We start from the raw sequence: 16,448 nt of genomic DNA on the forward strand, positions 1-16,448 counted from the left end.
TTTGAAGTTCTTCATCGAAACTATGGGATGCCAAATGAATGAGCACGATTCTGAAAAGATGGCATCCCTCCTAAAGGGAAGAGGATTTGAAGAAGTGAGTGATCCTCTGCATGCAGATGTCGTAATTGTAAATAGTTGCTGTGTGAGAAAGAAGGCGGAAGAGAAGTTTTTAAGCTACCTCGGCAGGCTAAGAAGGTTAAAAGGGAAAAAAAACCTGATTATAGGAGCAACCGGTTGTATTGTTCAACTAGAAAAGGAAGCATTAGTCGAAAGAATGGGATATGTGGATTTCTTCCTCGGCCCTTCTTCTATCCACAAAATAGTAGATGCCGTAGAGACGGCAAAGAGAGGCATAAGATATTGGGACTTCACTGAGGACGGAACCGAAACGCTCTGTCTGAAACCTGCAACGGAGCAAAAAAAGATAAAAGCTTACGTTACGATCATGAAGGGCTGCAATAACTTCTGTAGCTACTGTATTGTCCCATACACCAGGGGAAGGGAAGAGAGTAGAAGAAGCGAAGAAATACTTGACGAAATAAGAATGCTCGCCGAAAGTGGTGTAAAAGAGATAACCTTACTCGGTCAAAATGTAAATTCCTACAACAGAGGCTCAAACGACATCCCATTTCCGGAATTACTGAAGAGAATTAATGAAATACAGGGAATTGAACGAATAAGATTCGTGACTTCTCATCCCAAAGATCTCTCCGACGATCTTATAAACTGTTTTGGAACGTTAAGTAAGCTCTGTGAACATATTCACCTTCCCTTCCAGTCTGGTTCAAATAAGATACTTGCCCTCATGAATAGGAATTACACGAAGGAAGAGTACCTTGAGAAAGTCGAAAAACTGAGGAAGGTTTGTCCGGGAATTGCTATAACTGCTGATTGCATCGTTGGATTTCCTGGAGAAGAGGATGAAGATTTTGAAGAGACCATGGATCTTGTAAGGAGGGTTAGATTTCACAATATCTTCTCGTTCGCCTACTCCCCAAGAAAGTATACTTCGGCACTTCTTCTACCCAATCCTGTGCCGAGAGAAAAAGCATTGGAAAGACTCTACATACTCCAAAAAGAACAAAAAAGGATAACACTCGAACGGAACATGGAGCTCGAGGGAAAAAAGGTGGAGGTACTGATAGAAGGGGTGAGCAAAAAGTCAAGCTCAGAACTTACGGGGCGCACAAGGACAAATGTAATTGTAAATTTCGAGGGACCTATGGGGCTTATAGGAAGGACGGTTGAAGTTCTTGTGACAAAAGGTTATGCTAATTCGGTAAAGGGGGTTCTTATAGGGCACCAAAAGTAAAAAATAGGAGGAAAACATGTTACGAGAAATGAGGGTTGCCGGCATAACGGTTGATCCATTCACCAACACGCCCATTGTCATTCTAAAGGACATGGAAGATAGGGATGTTCTTCCGATCTGGATAGGATTGTTGGAGGCAAGCAGTATAGCCACGGCCTTGGAACATTTGCCAACACCAAGGCCTATGACTCATGATCTCATGAAAAACATTCTTGAGAGTTTAGGGGTAAGGGTGGTGAAGATAGAGATTAACGATCTTAGGGACAACACTTACTACGCTTTAATCCACTTGGACATAAATGGCAGAAGGCTTGTTATAGATTCCAGACCTTCTGATGCGATAGCCCTTGCCCTTCGGGTTGAAGCACCGATTTATGTTGATGAGGAAGTACTTAGAAAATCCCAAAGGGCAGATGTCGAAAAGAAGGGAGACAAGGTCGTTACCGATTCAAAAGAATGGGAGGACATCTTAGAAAGCCTTTCTCCAGATGATTTCGGCAAATACAAAATGTAACCATGATAGACCTTCACACCCACTCTTTGCTGAGCGACGGGGAACTTGTGCCGTCCGAGCTTGCGCGAAGGGCATACGTAAAAGGGTACAAAGTAATTGGGATATCCGATCACGCTGACTTAACGAATTTCGAAAGAATAACTCAGTCCATCCTAAAGATAACGGAAGGCCAATACTGGGGAATTAAGATAGTTCCGGGAATAGAGCTCACCCACGTTCCTGCATCCATGTTGAAAAACGTAATAGAAAGGGTGAGAAAAGAAGGGATATGTTATGTAACTGTGCACGGAGAAACGATCACCGAACCGGTTGAGGAAGGTACAAATAGAGCCGCTATAGAGGCAGGATGTGACATTCTAGCCCATCCAGGCCTAATAAATGAAGAGGATGTGAAACTTGCTGCAAAAATGGGAGTTTTTTTGGAGATAAGCGCAAGGAAAGGACATTCTTTGGGAAACGGGAGAGTGGCAATGCTTTCAAAAAAGTACGGGGCCAAGCTCATATTTGGAAGTGATGCCCATAGCCCGAGTGACCTTGTGGACGAAACTTTAGCGAAAAAGATCGTCGTTGGTGCGGGGTTGGATGAGGACGACTTTTACGAAATGCAAAAAGTTGCATGGGAGTTTGTAAAAGAAATTGAAAGAAGGAAAGGAAGATGAAATTCAGCGTTGATGAAAGGCTAAAAAACCTTCCTTCTTACCCTAAGGCTTCCGCATACGGGTATAATGGTTCCTTCGTCCAACTTTCCGCAAACGAAAGTCCCTATCCACCTTCTCCGCACGTAATCTCCGCCCTCATAGACTCTCTTATGTATCTTAACAGGTATCCACCCAGCGAAAACGAGTTAAAAGAGGCGATAGCGAAAAGATTCAACGTGGCTTCTGAGAATGTGATAATCGGGTGTGGATCGAATGAGATCATAGAGCTTGTATTGAAGGTGTCAAAAAAAGAGAGTAAAAACAAAGTCATCATACCCCATCCAACTTTCGCTTTTTACGCAATAGCGGCAAATATATACGGCTACGAGGTAATTAGGGTCCCCCTTAGAGATTTTCGCATTTCCCTCGATGAAATAAAAAAAAACTTGGATGAGAAAGTAAGGGTCATATTCCTTTCGAATCCCAATAATCCTACAGGGACCATAATGAAAAGGGATGAGTTTGAGTCGTTCATAGCGGAGATACCCCCGGAGATTCTTCTAGTGATAGACGAAGCATACTACGAGTTCGTAGAATCGAAGGAGTATCCGACTTCGTCCAAATACATCGAACGGGTGCCGGTTATAACTCTGCGAACTTTTTCCAAAGCGTATGGACTTGCAGGATTAAGAGTTGGCTATGGTATTGGCGATGCGGAGTTTATAGAGATTCTCCATAAGGCAAGGCAGCCATTCAGCATAAGTAGTTTAGCACTTGTAGCGGCTAAAGCTGCTTTGGAGGATGCCTCATATACTAAGAAGATCGTAAAATCTATTTTAAAACAAAAGGAGATACTTTACGATGGTCTTCGCGAGATTGGAATCGAGTTTGTTCCCAGTGAGGCGAATTTTGTTCTAGTAAAATTCGGGAAGGGGGCGGAGAATATTTGCAGAATGCTTTTAGAGCAAGGTATTATAGTCCGATGGATGGGGCCTATGGGGCTTCCGGAATACGTCCGAGTTACAGTAGGAAAGAAAGAAGAGACCGAGTTGTTCTTAGGTACACTCAGGAGGCTTGTAAGCTGAGATGAAAAAACTGATAATCACCATAGATGGCCCGTCGGGAGCTGGGAAAAGCACTGTGGCTAAAATCCTAGCGGAAAAACTGAACTACAAATACATCGACACAGGTGCGATGTTCAGAGGGGTTGCATATGCGTATAAGCAGAAAGGGAAAGTGGCTAAAATAGAGGATATTTTGAGGGATCTAGGGCTCAATTTCGAGTTCGAAAAAGAAACGAAAGTTTTTTTTGAAGGGGTGGAACTCAGAGATGAACTTCGGGAACCCGAAATTTCGATGCTCGCATCTAAGCTTTCAAAGAATCCTGCTGTTAGAGAGTACCTAAAAGAATTGCAAAGAGAGGCTGGGAAAAACGGAGGAATAGTAATAGAAGGGAGAGATACGGGAAGTGTGGTCTTTCCAGATGCGGATCTTAAATTTTTTCTCGACGCTAATTTGGAGGAGAGGGCTAGACGGAGGTTCTTGGAATTAAAGAGAAAAAAAGATGATGTAGACTTTGAAACTGTAAAGCTAGAGATAGAAATAAGGGATAAAGAGGATAGCCAGAGGAAAATAGCTCCCCTTGTTATTCCGCCAGGTGCCTTCTATTTGGATACTACGTATATGACGGTAGAGCAAGTAGTTGACGAACTTTTAAGAAGGATCCGGATTGATTATGGAGATAGTTAGGGCAAACAATTCGGGTTTCTGTTTCGGAGTGCGAAGAGCAGTTGACATGGTATCCCGATTACTGGAAAAAAAAGAAGGCCCAATCTACACAATCGGTCCCATAATTCACAATCCTGATATGGTTCGGCTTTTAGAGGAGAAAGGGGTTATTCCTGTAGAAGACGTAAAAGAAGTGGTTCGAGGGACCGTGGTCTTTAGAACTCACGGGATACTTAAAGAGGAGGAAGATTACATAAGGAGCAAAAGAATAAAAGCTATAGATGCTACCTGCCCTTTTGTGAAGAGAGTAAGAAAGGAAGCTTGCAAGTTGAAAAAGAGCGGATACAAGGTTGTAATAGTCGGAGACAGAGAGCACCAAGAAGTCAAAAGTATATTGAGTTACGTAGGGAATGATGGTATTGTAATTGAGCATCCGCAAGAGATAAAGGGCAAAAAGATAGGAATTGTAAGCCAGACTACACAGAGCCGCGAAGTCCTAAAGAAAGTCGTAGATAGGCTTCTTGAGACTGCGGAAGAGATAAAGGTGGTAAATACAATATGCGAAGCCGTGGAAAGAAGGCTGAAAGAGGCAATAAGTATAGCCGAAATAGCCGATGTTATGATAGTCGTAGGGGGGAAGGAGAGTTCTAACACAAAAAAACTATTCAAAGCTGTAAAAAACGTAAGGCCTCGTTCGTACCATGTGGAGAACGAGGAAGATTTAGACCCCCTGTGGTTTAAAGGTGTCCGGGTTGTGGGCCTTACTGGCGGAACATCAACGCCCGATTTTATTATGGACAGGGTCTATTACCGCATAAAAAACGTGTGTGGGGGAAAGGATGGCTGAGATAGTAGAAATCGGAAGAGAAGAAAAGGTAGACACGGAGATCAACGCACTTTATGAATCTTCAATGAAAAACCTTCAGGAAGGGAATATCCTTAAGGGAAAAGTCATAGCCATAAGTGAAGACTCGGTGATAGTCGATGTGGGACTGAAATCTGAGGGAAAGGTCCCCCTTAGTGAGTTTCTGGATCGGGAAGGGAAACCCAAAGTCTCTATAGGTGACACTTTTGAGGTAATGATTGTGGGGAAAGAGAAAGAGTTTGGACTTCTGCTTTTATCTAAACAGAAGGCCGACAACGTGAGGCTATGGGAAAGGATAAGACGATCTTTGGAAGGGGGAGAGTTCGTAGACGGAGAGATTATCTCCCAGGTAAAAGGCGGTTTTCTCGTTGATATAGGGATTAAAGCCTTCCTCCCTCTTAACCATGCGGATAAAAGGCCTGTGAAAAACCCGGAGTCATTTGTTGGAAGGAGATCTAAGTTCAAGGTACTAAAAGTTAATAACAAAAAAGGTGGTGTTGTTGTCTCGAGGAAGTTATACCTAATAGAGGAAGCGGAGAGGAAAAGAAGAGAGTTCTGGAAAAACGCTAAAGTGGGAGAAGCCATGTATGGGCTTGTAAGGAAAATAAGTGATGAGGGAGCGCTCGTTGATTTAGATGGGGTATCCGGTTTCCTCCCCGCTGAGGAGATAAGCTGGGGAAGAGTTTTACATCCCAGGGACTATCTCCGCCCCGGTGACGAAATTCGGGTGAAAATCATAGAGCTCGATAGGGAAAACGAAAATGTAAAGCTAAGTATGAGGAGGCTAAAACCAGATCCCTGGGAGAAGATAGATGAAAAGTACAAAAAAGGTTCCAAGGTCCAGGGAAAAGTGGTCGGCTTAACGGATTACGGTGCCTTCGTGGAGCTTGAAAAAGGTGTTGAAGGTCTTTTACATGTAAGTGAGATAAGCTGGGACAAAAATTTAAAAAATCCAAAAGAGGTCCTTTCGAAGGGTAAGATTGTAGATGTTATGGTGCTTGATGTTGACAAGGAGAAAAGAAGGATATCTCTGAGTATGAAGCAACTTTACGATCCGTGGGAGGTGGTACAGACTCTATACCCGCCCGGAACAGTGGTCACGGGAAAAATAAAAAACTATACGGACTTTGGCATATTTGTTGGACTTGAGGAAGGAATAGATGGGTTAGTACACATATCTGAGGTATCATGGTCAAGAAGAAAATTACCGCTATCCGAGATGTTTAAAAAGGGTGAAACCGTTAAGGCCCTCGTTCTTAACGTTGATAAAGAGCAGAAGAAGTTTTCGTTGAGCATAAAAAGGCTAAAAACCACCGATCCGTGGATGGGCATTTCCGAAAGATTGAAATCTGGAGATGTGGTGGAGGGATATGTTACGAGCATCGTCGATTTTGGAATCTTTGTAGAAATTGAGGAGGGTGTTGAAGGACTTGTGCATGTATCACAGATGGACGGAGTCAAAGGCAAAAAGCCAGCGGACATTTTTAAAATCGACGAAAAGCTGAAGGTGAGAATTCTAAACGTGGATGAGAAAGCGAAAAAGATAGCTTTGAGCTTAAAAGGTGTTGAAATTGAAAAAGGGGAGGAGTAATGCCAATAAGCAAGGATCTACTCGAAATCCTTTGCTGTCCCAAGTGTAAAGGAGATGTGGTTCTTACAGAAAAGGAAGATGGTCTTGTTTGCCAAAGTTGTAAGCTCATTTATCCAATAATCGATGATATTCCAATAATGCTTATCGATGAAGCGAAAAAGTTTGATACCTAAGTTTTTTATGAAACCTGCCAGGACCTAGTTTCATTTCCTATTTCGGTAAACTAAGGATTCCACAAAAGACCCGAGATCCTGTAAGATCTCCTCCTTCTTGAGGTTTTTTTTGAGATAGGGGAAAAGATCGAAACCGATCATGCGACCACATGCCCTGAGAAGTAAGACTTTCTCCTTTTTTTCGAGGTACAACTCTCCTTTTTTTTCAAAAGCCCTAACGTGTCTGTGGAGCCTGAGTATCATTTTAACTAAATCGTTTGGTCTTCTACTCATTCTTAGTTTTGCTCTGTCAAAGTCGAGAACGCAAAGTTTTTTCGAATCTATAGCAAGTATATTCAGTAGATGAAAATCAGGGTGGAACAGGCGTAGATTATAAAGCTCGGCAAGAAGCCGCGCAAGGGAATAAATGTACCTTGCCCTTCTTAGACCTCTCGTCTCTTTCAAAACTTCCAAAAAGGGTTTGGAATTCTCAATCCGTTCCGTAATAAGGTAAAGCTTTTTAAAGAGAAGTCCCCTTTTGACAATTGCGCAGTAAGGAGTGGGGCAGATAAAACCCCTCTCTTTAAGGTAAAAGAGGACTGACAGCTCTCGGATTGCCCTTTTTTCCGAAAAGTAATTGTCTCTGGTTATGAGCCTTAGTAAGCCTCCGTGGACATATTTCCGTAACGCAAGAACCTTCCCGTCGCATTTTATAAATAGCACTTTTCCCCTTTTAAAAAGAGAAGCCTTTGAATAATTCTCCACCAGTCTTACAAGTTCGTATTGCGAAAGTACACTCCCTTTGAAGACTATCTTATAGCTCCCAATTGATATAGACTTTAATTCGCCGTTCACAGGAGGTACTGAGTTCTTACGCGTTTTAAACTCCTAAATATGTTCTTCTTAACGTCCGGGTTTATCGCTTCGAGTTCTTTTATGATCTCTTTCACCTTTCTTCTTTTGGATGTGTCTTTTTGCGGACATAAAGATTCGATAACTGGCAGGCCTAAAGCCTCGGACAATTTTTTTAAGTACTTTTCCTCCACATAAGCAAGCGGCCTAATGATGGCTAAAGTACCGCCGAACATCTCTTGGTACGGTCGCATCGTCGATATCTCCCCATTAAAAAAGAGGTTTAAAAGCATGGTTTCGGCTATATCGTCCATATGGTGTCCGAGGGCTATCTTTGTGCACTTTTCTTTTTTGGCCGTATCGAAAAGGGCCTTTCTTCTATTCCAGCTACACCAAAAACAGTCGAAATTTTTATTTGTTTTCCACCAAGCTTCTGGGGGTGAAGCTATAACATAATCGATCGATTCCTTCTTAAAATATTTTACGAGACAATCCTTGTCTATCCACTCAAAGCCCATATCCACAAAACAAGCCAAGATCTCATACTTTTTAGGAACGAACCTTATCCTTTCCTTGAGTATCTTTAACATGCAGAGACTGTCCTTCCCGCCTGAGACCGCAACTAACACTCTATCTTTTTCGTCTATCATTTTATAATCCCAAATCGCCTTCCCTACCTTTTTGGATGTAAAGAAAAAGAGCCCGTCCACGTTCATATGGCTTTAAGTAGATGATCGACGTCACTTTTAGCAAGCATTATGGCATCCTTTTTTTCGTCGCAACCTTTTGCTTCTATGTGACCTATGTGGTCAATTCCCAAAAGATTAAAGGTCTTCCTAAACATGATGAGGGCCGAATCCATCATATCCTTATCATCTCCGCCACTGGTCATTAGAGTTATCGCTTTTTTACCTTTTATCCTGGAATTATAATTCCTGTCCATAAACGCCATCATTCTATCGATTACGAGTTTTAACTGGGCAGAAACCGAAAACCAGTAAACCGGTGAAGCAAAGACTATAATGTCAGAATCGTATACATACTTTCTAACATCCTTCATATCGTCTTTAATTTTGCAGTTGCCTTCATCTAGACACATAAGACAACCCTGACATGGCCTTATGTTTAAATCGTTAAGGTAAAGAATCCTTACGGAGTGTCCTTTCTTTTCTAAACCCTCTATGAGGTGATTTAGAAGCCTTTTGGTATTTCCGTCCCTTCTTGGACTTCCGAAGAGAACTGTCACGTTCATAAAGAACCTCCCTTTATCATTTTGGCTAAAAATAATAAACGAAAGAATGCGCCATGTAAAATGGGTTTGAACCGTAAAACTTACACAGCTAAAATGGAAAGTGGTGCAAAATAGGTCTCTAGATCTATTAAAACTTACAGCGATCGTATTTTTTCTCTTTTTGGAGACAGAGATCATTCTTGTTAGAGTTTCGCCGGGAAAGACAATATACTACACTTCCGTGAAAGACGGAGACACTTTAGAACTTTCACACGTAAATTCTATCTACGAAAGAGAGGTTAAAGAGGTGCTTAGAGTTGAAAGAGGTTATATAGAACTTTCAGAGGTTATTACAGACTCTTACGGAGTAAAAGAATACTACCTGCTTGACAACTTTGAAACTAAAAGGGGATGGAAAGTCATCCGCTTAAGGAACACAGAAGAGAGAAATTTTAGCTTGAAAATCAAAGATAGGTCTGTCGGAATTGAAAAATACGCGGACATGTCTATTGAGATAGAGATACGCGGAGCATTTTTTGCATACGGACTTTTTCTCATTCTGTGTTATATTTGGGTACATTAACTTGTGTCTTACTTGTCACATAATATTAAAAACTTCCTAATGGGGGTGCCATATGCATCTTGGCCAGCTATTAGAAAGGTCCGCAACACTTTATCCTTCAAAAAAGGCTATGATTTGCCACTCGGGAAGATTCACCTACAGAGAGGTTAGAGAAAGGGTATTAAGACTCTGCAACCTTTTAAGAAAAAATGGAATAGGGCCAAAAAGAAGCGTTGCCATCATCTCGTACAACTGCCACAGATTCTTTGAAGCGTACTTTTCGTGCGCCATCGTCGGCGCATTTCTCGTTCCCATAAACTTTAGACTAAGTCCTCAAGAGGTGCACTTCATCCTAAAAGATGCTGAAGTCTCTCTACTCATTAGCCATTTCGATTTTGAACATTTACTTTCCGACTGGATACGTAATGAGGGGAAAAACGTACCGGTTTTTTGGATAGATCCGCCAAGCGATGACTATCAATCGTACGAACGGGCCATTTCAGGTGAATCTTCAATTTATGACGAAAAATGGGGACCGGGAGACGATCTTACTGCTCAAATATATTACACCAGCGGCACAACCGGGAGGCCAAAAGGGGTGATGCTCTCCCATAAAAACTGTTACATTCACGCCCTTTCTGCTATTGCTGAACTTAAGCTTACGGATGAAGATGTGTGGTTACATGTCGCTCCCATGTTCCACCTGGCCGATGCATGGGCCACATGGGCAGTAACCTGGGTTGGAGGAACCCATGTGATGGTAAAGAGGTTCGATCCGAAAGAAGTGTTAGAGACGATCGAAAAAGAAAAGGTCACGATAACTAACATGATTCCAACGATGTTGAACCTTCTCGTAAAGCATCCGGATTTTCGAAAGTTTGACTACTCGAGCTTAAGAGTCATGTTAAGCGGAGGAGCTCCGATAGCACCTGAGCTTGTGCGAATGATAATGGAAGGTTTCGGATGTGACTACATTCAGACTTACGGTATGACCGAGACAAGTCCCTACCTTACTGTATCGATACTTAAAGACCATCTCAAAAAACTTCCTCCGGAAGAACAGTTCACATTCAAAGCAAAGACGGGAAGACCGTTTTTGTGTATCGATCTTAAAGTTGTAAGAGATGATGGAAAAGAGGTGGAGCCAGACGGAAAGGAAGTCGGAGAAATAATAGTAAAAGGTGACAGCGTTATGAGTGGATACTGGAAATTACCAGAGGAGACACAGAAAACACTAAAAGACGGATGGCTTTATACAGGGGATCTGGCCACAATAGACAAAGAAGGTTACGTAAACATAGTCGATAGAAAAAAGGATATGATAATAACTGGAGGTGAAAATGTCTATTCCACCGAGGTGGAGGCGGTTCTTTACGAAAATCCAAAAGTGTTAGAGGCCGCTGTCTTCGGTTTGCCAGACGAGGTGTGGGGAGAGATAGTCTGCGCTGCAGTTGTACTTAAGCCAGAAACTTACGCGAATGAACAGGAATTGATAGATTTTTGTAAGGAGCGGCTTGCAAGATACAAAGCGCCTAAAAAGATTTTCTTTTTGGATGAGTTGCCCAAAACTGGGTCGGGAAAAATTGCCAAAAGGATTTTGAGGGAGCAGTTCAAGAGTGAAAAGTAGAATCAAGTTCAAAAATTCCTTGACAAAGGGGCTATGCACATATATTGTATACAGAAACAAAAATGAAGGAGGGGTCCCATGAAAAAAATTGTGTTTGTGGCCACAATTTTAACTTTTATGCTTTCGGCGTCTCTTGGTTTAGCACAGACGAAGATCACAATCGCGACTGGCGGGACAGGAGGCGTATACTATCCTTACGGGGGCACAATGGCTGAGATTATATCGAAGTACGTTCCGGGCGTTACGGCGACTGCGGAGGTAACGGGCGCTTCAGTTGAGAATGTGAGGCTTGTCGGTTTAAAAAAGGCGGAGCTTGGCCTTGCAATGAACGACACAGTATACCAGGCGTATAAGGGAGAGGGAAAGTTTGCGGATGGAAAGATAGACTCTTTAAGAACTGTCTTTCAGATGTATCCTAATCTCTATCACATTGTGACACTAAAGAAATATCCAATTTACAGAATTTCGGATTTGAAAGGCAAAAAAGTCTCTGTTGGCGCACCCGGAAGTGGAACAGAACTCAAGACGAGCCAGGTTCTTCCCGCCTTAGGGGTTCATTACAAAGACATGAAGGTTTTTAGGCTCTCTTTTGCTGAGAACACAACACAGCTTAGGGACGGAACGATTGAAGTTGGTATATGGTCTGTTGCTCCACCGACTTCTTCTATCATAGATCTTGCAACAACCCACGAGATCAGATTCATTCCGTTCTCGAAAGAAGAGATAGAGATAATAGAAAAATCCTACCCCTATTATGTTGCTACAGTCATTCCAAAAAATACTTACAAAGGTCAAACAGAAGACGTGCCCACGATTGCGGTTTGGAATTCAGTTGTCTGCCACAAAGATCTGCCAGAGGATCTTGTTTACAGGATCACGAAGGCAATCTTTGAAAATAAAAAGATGTTGGTGGACACCCACAAAATTGCTGAATTTACTAGTCCGGAAATTTCGGCTACAAAGAGCCCGATCCCCATACACCCTGGGGCCTTAAGATACTACAAGGAGATTAAGGTTATAAAGTAACCTAAAAAGAGAGGGGCCATGACAAAACTCGCAAAAATAGTGGGGGTTCTTTTTGCCGTTGCAATGTCACTTTTTCACCTTTACACCGGAGGATTTGGAAGTTTAGATCCGTGGACACAAAGGGTCGTGCATTTAAGTTTGGGTCTTGTTGTGGCCTTCCTCACCTATCCTGCCCTGAAAGGAAAAGAGATAGGGTTACTCGATGTTGTTCTTTCGGGCCTCAGTATTCTTTCGGGACTCTACATACTCGTCAACATGGACGCTATCATCGATCGGGCAGGAATGCCAAGCAAATGGGATGTCTTCTTTGGGTTACTAACAATCGGTCTTGTTCTTGAAATGACAAGAAGGGTCATAGGGCTTCCCCTCGTGATTGTAGCCCTCGTTTTTCTCTTCTATGCCTATTTTGGTCCATACCTTCCGTCAACAATAGCCCACAAGGGATACGACTTAGAGAGGATAGCGGCCCATATGTATACCACCTTAGAGGGGATATACGGCATACCGATTGGTGTTTCAGCAACGTTCGTAATACTTTTCGTTATTTTTGGCGCATTTCTAGAGGCTACAAAGACGGGAGATTTTTTTATTAATCTCGCCAATAGTATAGCAGGCAAGGCCGTAGGTGGACCGGCAAAGGTTGCGGTGATATCTAGTGGTTTTTTTGGCACAATTTCTGGAAGTGCTGTGGCAAATGTCGTAGGAACTGGAACGTACACGATTCCTCTTATGAAAAAAACAGGCTATCGTCCCCATTTTGCTGGAGCCGTTGAAGCTGTTGCATCAAGCGGCGGACAACTGATGCCTCCCGTTATGGGAGCTGCGGCATTCGTTATATCAGAGATGACAGGAATAAGCTATCTCAACATATGTATCGCCGCACTAATTCCGGCAATACTTTACTACACAGGACTTTTTACAGCGGTTCATCTTGAGGCGAAAAGATCGGGTCTTAGGGGACTTACAGACGAAGAAGTTCCAAAACTTGGCCACACCTTGAAGAGTCAGGGATACCTTGCAATATCTGCGTTTGTTCTCGTTTATTTTCTCGCCGTAAGACTTACATCTCCTTCTTATGCTGCCTTTTGGGCAATTATATCGGCAATTATACTGAGTTTTGTAAAAAAAGAGACAAGACTCGGGGTTCGGGGATTTGTTAGAGCATTAGAGGCCGGGGCCAAAGGGGCGTTAAGTGTTGTTGCAGCGTGTGCCGCCGCAGGGATTGTCGTTGGAGTTGTCACGCTTACGGGATTGGGTCTTAAATTTTCAGGGATGGTTCTTTCTTTGGCTCATGGAAACATTTATTTAACTCTCATCTTCACAATGATCGCCTCTTTGATACTCGGTATGGGTCTTCCAACAACAGCGGCGTACATAATATGTGCTATCCTTGCCGTACCGGCCCTCAAAAATCTTGGAGTGAACGTGCTTGCAGCCCACCTTTTTGTCTTTTACTTTGCCATCATATCAGCGATAACTCCACCCGTCGCACTTGCAGCCTATGCGGGAGCAGGGATTGCAAAAAGTGACCCCATGAAGACAGGCTGGACTGCATGTAGGATCGGGCTTGCCGCATTCATAATTCCTTACATATTCGTCTTTAATCCGGCTCTTCTAATGCAGGGTAAGTTTTTAGAAATACTGTGGATCAGCCTTACCGCATTTGTTGGGACGTCTTTACTTGCATCGTCAACCATAGGCTGGCTTTTGACGAATCTCTCTATCTGGGAAAGAGCATTAGTATTTTTTAGCTCAATATGCCTAATTGAGCCTAGGCTCACGACTGACCTCCTATCCCTTCTCTTTTTCTTGCCGGTACTCCTAAACCAGCTGAGACTTTCAAGAAGAAAAAAATTTACCGCTAATTAGTTCTGTGAGCCTTAAGGTAGTATCTATGGTCTTGGAGTTTTTTTCCGAAAACAGCATTCCGAAAAGCTCAGAGAGTTTAAATTTTCCCGATAGATAAGCTTTTATGCCTTCCCATATCAGACACGGGCTAAAATAGGAAATTTTGTAAAGGTTACAGAATTCCTTATAGAAATCTTCGAGATCGAGTTTAGTTGGCAAAACAGAGTGGGCTATGTCGAAAAGATCAAAATCGAAGGAAGTTATTTCACTTTTGAGATCTTCGTAAAGCTTTGTTCCGTGAAGGAGGGTGAAGACAGAAAAAGTAGGTGTCTTTATGCCCCTAGAGACAAGATAGGTAGAGATCTTTCTAAAATCTTCCTTGCCGTATGCCGGATCTATTATGAAAGAAGCCCAGACCTGAATCTTTAGATCTCTTAAACGCTCAATGACCATGTCGTTAAAACGTACCTTCGTCTTTTTATTACGGGCGTATAATTCTTCGTCGTCTCTTTTTTCGAACCCAATAAATACGCCCCTAAGCCATATTTTTTTCCAAAGCTTCACAAGATCAGCGTAAGTTGCGATGGTGTCGCTTCTAGCTTGGAACGTGTAACGTTTTTTTATCCCAAATTCTCTTAATTAAAAGAGCTATTCTTTCTGCCCTTTTTGGACTCCGAAGAAAATTTTTGTCCACAAGTAGGACGCAGGGTTCATCGAGTCGATTGAGTTCTTCAACGACCCTCTCGGCAGTCTTCATCCTCACTTGTCTTTCGTAAAACTGCCATACATAAAAAAAGAGCACCGATGAAAACAACCCCTCGATGTTTTAAAAAGAGCCAAAGATTTTTGAAACCCAAGATGATAATTTTGTCTCTTCACAAATCCCTTCTCGGGATTGGAAGGGAGTCCAGGTCGTCTTTTTTAGCCTTCCCCTCTGAAAAAGAATCTTTCGTTTTCCCTTATTGCAAGTCCCTTAACCTCCTTGAGATCAGCCCCTTCCGAATACCATCAATTTAGAAAATGTCCTCTCACCCTCCCCAATCACAACTACGTCGCATGTACTGTCCGAAAGAGTGGTAAGATTAAGCGAAGCGTGCTCTCCCCCTACGGCTATCATTGTTTTGGGTAATATCTCTTTTATCCTTTTTTTAAGCTTTACGAGAGGATTGTGATCTACGGTGTAAGAAAGGTTTATATCCCGCGTACGTCCGGACGGAAGTATGAAAGAAAGGAGTGGAGTCTTTTTTCGAACCTCAAATCCAATATCTGTATTTCATCCTCTTTATTGTCGCCAGCTATACATTCTAAACCCTAAGGCTCCGCAACAACCATCCGGGTAAAGCCGAGGGCGCCACTTTTTGGGTGAAGAAGAATCTTCACGTGTGAGTCGATTATACAACGTTGAAGGTTAAATGCACGATACAGAATTTGACATTTTTCAATTTTTTCTCAAGCCGTTTTCAAAGTAAAAAGTTTTTTTAGTTCTTTTAGTTTAACTTAAGGATCCTTTGGGCGTTTTTGTAAAAGACCTTTTCCTTTACAGAGTGTGAGTCTATCATACTCTCCAAAGCCTCAATGGTGGAACGGATTGATATATCGCCATTTTCCACATCGTACGGCATGTCAGTTCCAAAAAGGAGATGATCTTCGCCAAAGAACTCAAGGGCGCATCTTAAAGCCAGAGGATTTCCATTCAGTGCAGTATCCGCATAGAACATCCTATAGTATTCGATCGGATGTTTTTTTAAACCAGGAAAAAACTTGAGTCCGAGCCGTTCCAGTCCATTGTCGTAATGGACAACTATGCGATTCGAAAGATAAGGTATCATACCACCGGCATGATGAGTTATAAATTTGATGTTTGGTAGACGCTCAAATATGCCAGAAAATACAAGCCTCGTCATGGCTTTTGCAGTTTCAAAAGGCCATCCAAATATCGAAAATATCTGGTGGTAAGAGAATTGCTCTACGGCGTAATCGGGCTCACTAGAGCTTCTCATGGGATGTATCCAGATGGGAAGATCATAATCTGCCATAAGTTTGTAAAGCGGAAAGAGCTCTTCAGAACTTAGTGGTTTTCCAAGAACCCTAGTGTAGATCTGAATACCTTTAAATTTAAGCTTTTCTATAGCCCTCTTTGTCTCCTCAATAGCGATACTTATGTTGTTAAGTGGGATATTTGCGATGGCTCCCACAAATCTGTCAGGATAATTCTCTACTAGTTCTGCCATTTCATCGTTACATATACGTGCGAGACGCAAAGCCTCATCGGGGTCGCTAACTACCTCTTCGATGGGAGGCATCGTCGTCGAGATAACCTGTTTGTATCCTTCGTACTTTTCCATTTTTTTTATCCTTCCATAAAAGTCGGTAAGGATAGGACGTTTATCTTGCACCGCCTTTTCGGTAGGAAACCTATCGGCGTATTTGTAAAGAGCTTCCTTGTACTTAGGAAGCATGACGTGATTAAAGATATCTATCTTCATACTTCCCTCCTAAAAC

The 16,448-nt window shown here is 42.4% G+C and carries 18 protein-coding genes; 12 read left to right on the forward strand and 6 right to left on the reverse strand.

The window, feature by feature from the left end:
• Window position 1: 1 nt before the first annotated feature.
• The 8 genes from miaB to NZ583_03225 are packed head-to-tail and all read left to right on the forward strand — an operon-like array spanning window position 2 to window position 6,821.
• Window positions 2–1,312 carry a tRNA (N6-isopentenyl adenosine(37)-C2)-methylthiotransferase MiaB gene (miaB, locus tag NZ583_03190; protein MCS7280618.1) on the forward strand — a complete coding sequence of 437 codons (1,311 nt, stop codon included), beginning with the start codon at window positions 2–4 and terminating at the stop codon, window positions 1,310–1,312.
• 16 nt (window positions 1,313–1,328) lie between these two features.
• Window positions 1,329–1,826, forward strand: a complete 498-nt coding sequence (locus tag NZ583_03195) for a bifunctional nuclease family protein (GenBank protein ID MCS7280619.1) — start codon at window positions 1,329–1,331, stop codon at window positions 1,824–1,826.
• A gap of 2 nt (window positions 1,827–1,828) precedes the next feature.
• On the forward strand, window positions 1,829–2,485 hold the full coding sequence (locus tag NZ583_03200; GenBank protein ID MCS7280620.1) for a histidinol phosphate phosphatase domain-containing protein: 657 nt from the start codon (window positions 1,829–1,831) through the stop codon (window positions 2,483–2,485).
• Entirely contained in the window at window positions 2,482–3,549 is a 1,068-nt protein-coding gene (hisC, locus tag NZ583_03205) for a histidinol-phosphate transaminase (GenBank protein MCS7280621.1), read from the forward strand. Before NZ583_03200 ends, hisC begins: the two co-directional genes overlap by 4 nt.
• Before the next feature lies 1 nt (window position 3,550).
• Window positions 3,551–4,213, forward strand: a complete 663-nt coding sequence (cmk, locus tag NZ583_03210; protein MCS7280622.1) for a (d)CMP kinase — start codon at window positions 3,551–3,553, stop codon at window positions 4,211–4,213.
• Window positions 4,200–5,039: a 4-hydroxy-3-methylbut-2-enyl diphosphate reductase gene (gene ispH / locus NZ583_03215; protein ID MCS7280623.1), complete on the forward strand. Its 840-nt coding sequence runs from the start codon at window positions 4,200–4,202 to the stop codon at window positions 5,037–5,039. Before cmk ends, ispH begins: the two co-directional genes overlap by 14 nt.
• Window positions 5,032–6,648 carry a 30S ribosomal protein S1 gene (locus NZ583_03220; protein MCS7280624.1) on the forward strand — a complete coding sequence of 539 codons (1,617 nt, stop codon included), beginning with the start codon at window positions 5,032–5,034 and terminating at the stop codon, window positions 6,646–6,648. Before ispH ends, NZ583_03220 begins: the two co-directional genes overlap by 8 nt.
• Complete coding sequence (locus tag NZ583_03225) at window positions 6,648–6,821, forward strand: Trm112 family protein (GenBank protein MCS7280625.1); 174 nt, start codon at window positions 6,648–6,650, stop codon at window positions 6,819–6,821. The genes NZ583_03220 and NZ583_03225 overlap by 1 nt, the downstream gene beginning before the upstream one ends.
• Window positions 6,822–6,851: 30 nt before the next feature.
• Here NZ583_03225 and NZ583_03230 read toward each other — a convergent pair whose 3' ends face one another.
• The 3 genes from NZ583_03230 to NZ583_03240 form a co-directional block, all read right to left on the reverse strand.
• The gene (locus NZ583_03230) at window positions 6,852–7,523 is read right to left on the reverse strand and encodes a hypothetical protein (protein ID MCS7280626.1); all 672 of its coding nucleotides are present in this window, start codon (window positions 7,521–7,523) and stop codon (window positions 6,852–6,854) included.
• 128 nt (window positions 7,524–7,651) lie between these two features.
• A complete protein-coding gene (locus tag NZ583_03235) occupies window positions 7,652–8,368 on the reverse strand; it encodes a tRNA 2-thiocytidine(32) synthetase TtcA (GenBank protein MCS7280627.1) in 717 nt (238 codons plus the stop codon).
• The gene (locus NZ583_03240; protein ID MCS7280628.1) at window positions 8,365–8,904 is read right to left on the reverse strand and encodes a flavodoxin family protein; all 540 of its coding nucleotides are present in this window, start codon (window positions 8,902–8,904) and stop codon (window positions 8,365–8,367) included. The genes NZ583_03235 and NZ583_03240 overlap by 4 nt, the downstream gene beginning before the upstream one ends.
• Before the next feature lie 103 nt (window positions 8,905–9,007).
• On the opposite strand from NZ583_03240, the gene NZ583_03245 reads away from it, so the two are divergent.
• The 4 genes from NZ583_03245 to NZ583_03260 all read left to right on the forward strand — a co-directional run bounded on the left by NZ583_03245 (window position 9,008) and on the right by NZ583_03260 (window position 13,967).
• Window positions 9,008–9,466, forward strand: a complete 459-nt coding sequence (locus tag NZ583_03245; GenBank protein ID MCS7280629.1) for a hypothetical protein — start codon at window positions 9,008–9,010, stop codon at window positions 9,464–9,466.
• Between the two features lie 52 nt (window positions 9,467–9,518).
• Complete coding sequence (locus NZ583_03250) at window positions 9,519–11,072, forward strand: long-chain-fatty-acid--CoA ligase (GenBank protein MCS7280630.1); 1,554 nt, start codon at window positions 9,519–9,521, stop codon at window positions 11,070–11,072.
• A 78-nt stretch (window positions 11,073–11,150) separates the two neighbouring features.
• Window positions 11,151–12,098: a TAXI family TRAP transporter solute-binding subunit gene (locus NZ583_03255; protein MCS7280631.1), complete on the forward strand. Its 948-nt coding sequence runs from the start codon at window positions 11,151–11,153 to the stop codon at window positions 12,096–12,098.
• Between the two features lie 18 nt (window positions 12,099–12,116).
• Window positions 12,117–13,967 carry a TRAP transporter permease gene (locus NZ583_03260; protein MCS7280632.1) on the forward strand — a complete coding sequence of 617 codons (1,851 nt, stop codon included), beginning with the start codon at window positions 12,117–12,119 and terminating at the stop codon, window positions 13,965–13,967.
• Here NZ583_03260 and NZ583_03265 read toward each other — a convergent pair.
• The 3 genes from NZ583_03265 to NZ583_03275 form a co-directional block, all read right to left on the reverse strand.
• On the reverse strand, window positions 13,938–14,510 hold the full coding sequence (locus tag NZ583_03265) for a hypothetical protein (protein ID MCS7280633.1): 573 nt from the start codon (window positions 14,508–14,510) through the stop codon (window positions 13,938–13,940). The genes NZ583_03260 and NZ583_03265 overlap by 30 nt on opposite strands.
• A 31-nt stretch (window positions 14,511–14,541) precedes the next feature.
• Window positions 14,542–14,748 (reverse strand): hypothetical protein, encoded by a 207-nt coding sequence (locus NZ583_03270; protein ID MCS7280634.1) that lies wholly within the window; start codon window positions 14,746–14,748, stop codon window positions 14,542–14,544.
• 685 nt (window positions 14,749–15,433) lie between these two features.
• Window positions 15,434–16,432, reverse strand: a complete 999-nt coding sequence (locus NZ583_03275; protein ID MCS7280635.1) for an amidohydrolase — start codon at window positions 16,430–16,432, stop codon at window positions 15,434–15,436.
• Window positions 16,433–16,448 lie beyond the last annotated feature (16 nt).

The sequence above is a fragment of the Thermodesulfobacteriota bacterium genome (assembly GCA_025062045.1).
Taxonomy (GTDB): domain Bacteria; phylum Desulfobacterota; class Syntrophorhabdia; order Syntrophorhabdales; family JANXAF01; genus JANXAF01.

Coding starts and splice junctions, on each gene's coding strand:
- NZ583_03195 (MCS7280619.1), top strand. CDS start 1,329: ATGTTACGAGAAATGAGGGTTGCCGGCATAACGGTTGATCCATTCACC.
- NZ583_03200 (MCS7280620.1), top strand. CDS start 1,829: ATGATAGACCTTCACACCCACTCTTTGCTGAGCGACGGGGAACTTGTG.
- hisC (MCS7280621.1), top strand. CDS start 2,482: ATGAAATTCAGCGTTGATGAAAGGCTAAAAAACCTTCCTTCTTACCCT.
- cmk (MCS7280622.1), top strand. CDS start 3,551: ATGAAAAAACTGATAATCACCATAGATGGCCCGTCGGGAGCTGGGAAA.
- ispH (MCS7280623.1), top strand. CDS start 4,200: ATGGAGATAGTTAGGGCAAACAATTCGGGTTTCTGTTTCGGAGTGCGA.
- NZ583_03220 (MCS7280624.1), top strand. CDS start 5,032: ATGGCTGAGATAGTAGAAATCGGAAGAGAAGAAAAGGTAGACACGGAG.
- NZ583_03225 (MCS7280625.1), top strand. CDS start 6,648: ATGCCAATAAGCAAGGATCTACTCGAAATCCTTTGCTGTCCCAAGTGT.
- NZ583_03235 (MCS7280627.1), bottom strand. CDS start 8,368: ATGAACGTGGACGGGCTCTTTTTCTTTACATCCAAAAAGGTAGGGAAG.
- NZ583_03240 (MCS7280628.1), bottom strand. CDS start 8,904: ATGAACGTGACAGTTCTCTTCGGAAGTCCAAGAAGGGACGGAAATACC.
- NZ583_03250 (MCS7280630.1), top strand. CDS start 9,519: ATGCATCTTGGCCAGCTATTAGAAAGGTCCGCAACACTTTATCCTTCA.
- NZ583_03255 (MCS7280631.1), top strand. CDS start 11,151: ATGAAAAAAATTGTGTTTGTGGCCACAATTTTAACTTTTATGCTTTCG.
- NZ583_03260 (MCS7280632.1), top strand. CDS start 12,117: ATGACAAAACTCGCAAAAATAGTGGGGGTTCTTTTTGCCGTTGCAATG.
- NZ583_03275 (MCS7280635.1), bottom strand. CDS start 16,432: ATGAAGATAGATATCTTTAATCACGTCATGCTTCCTAAGTACAAGGAA.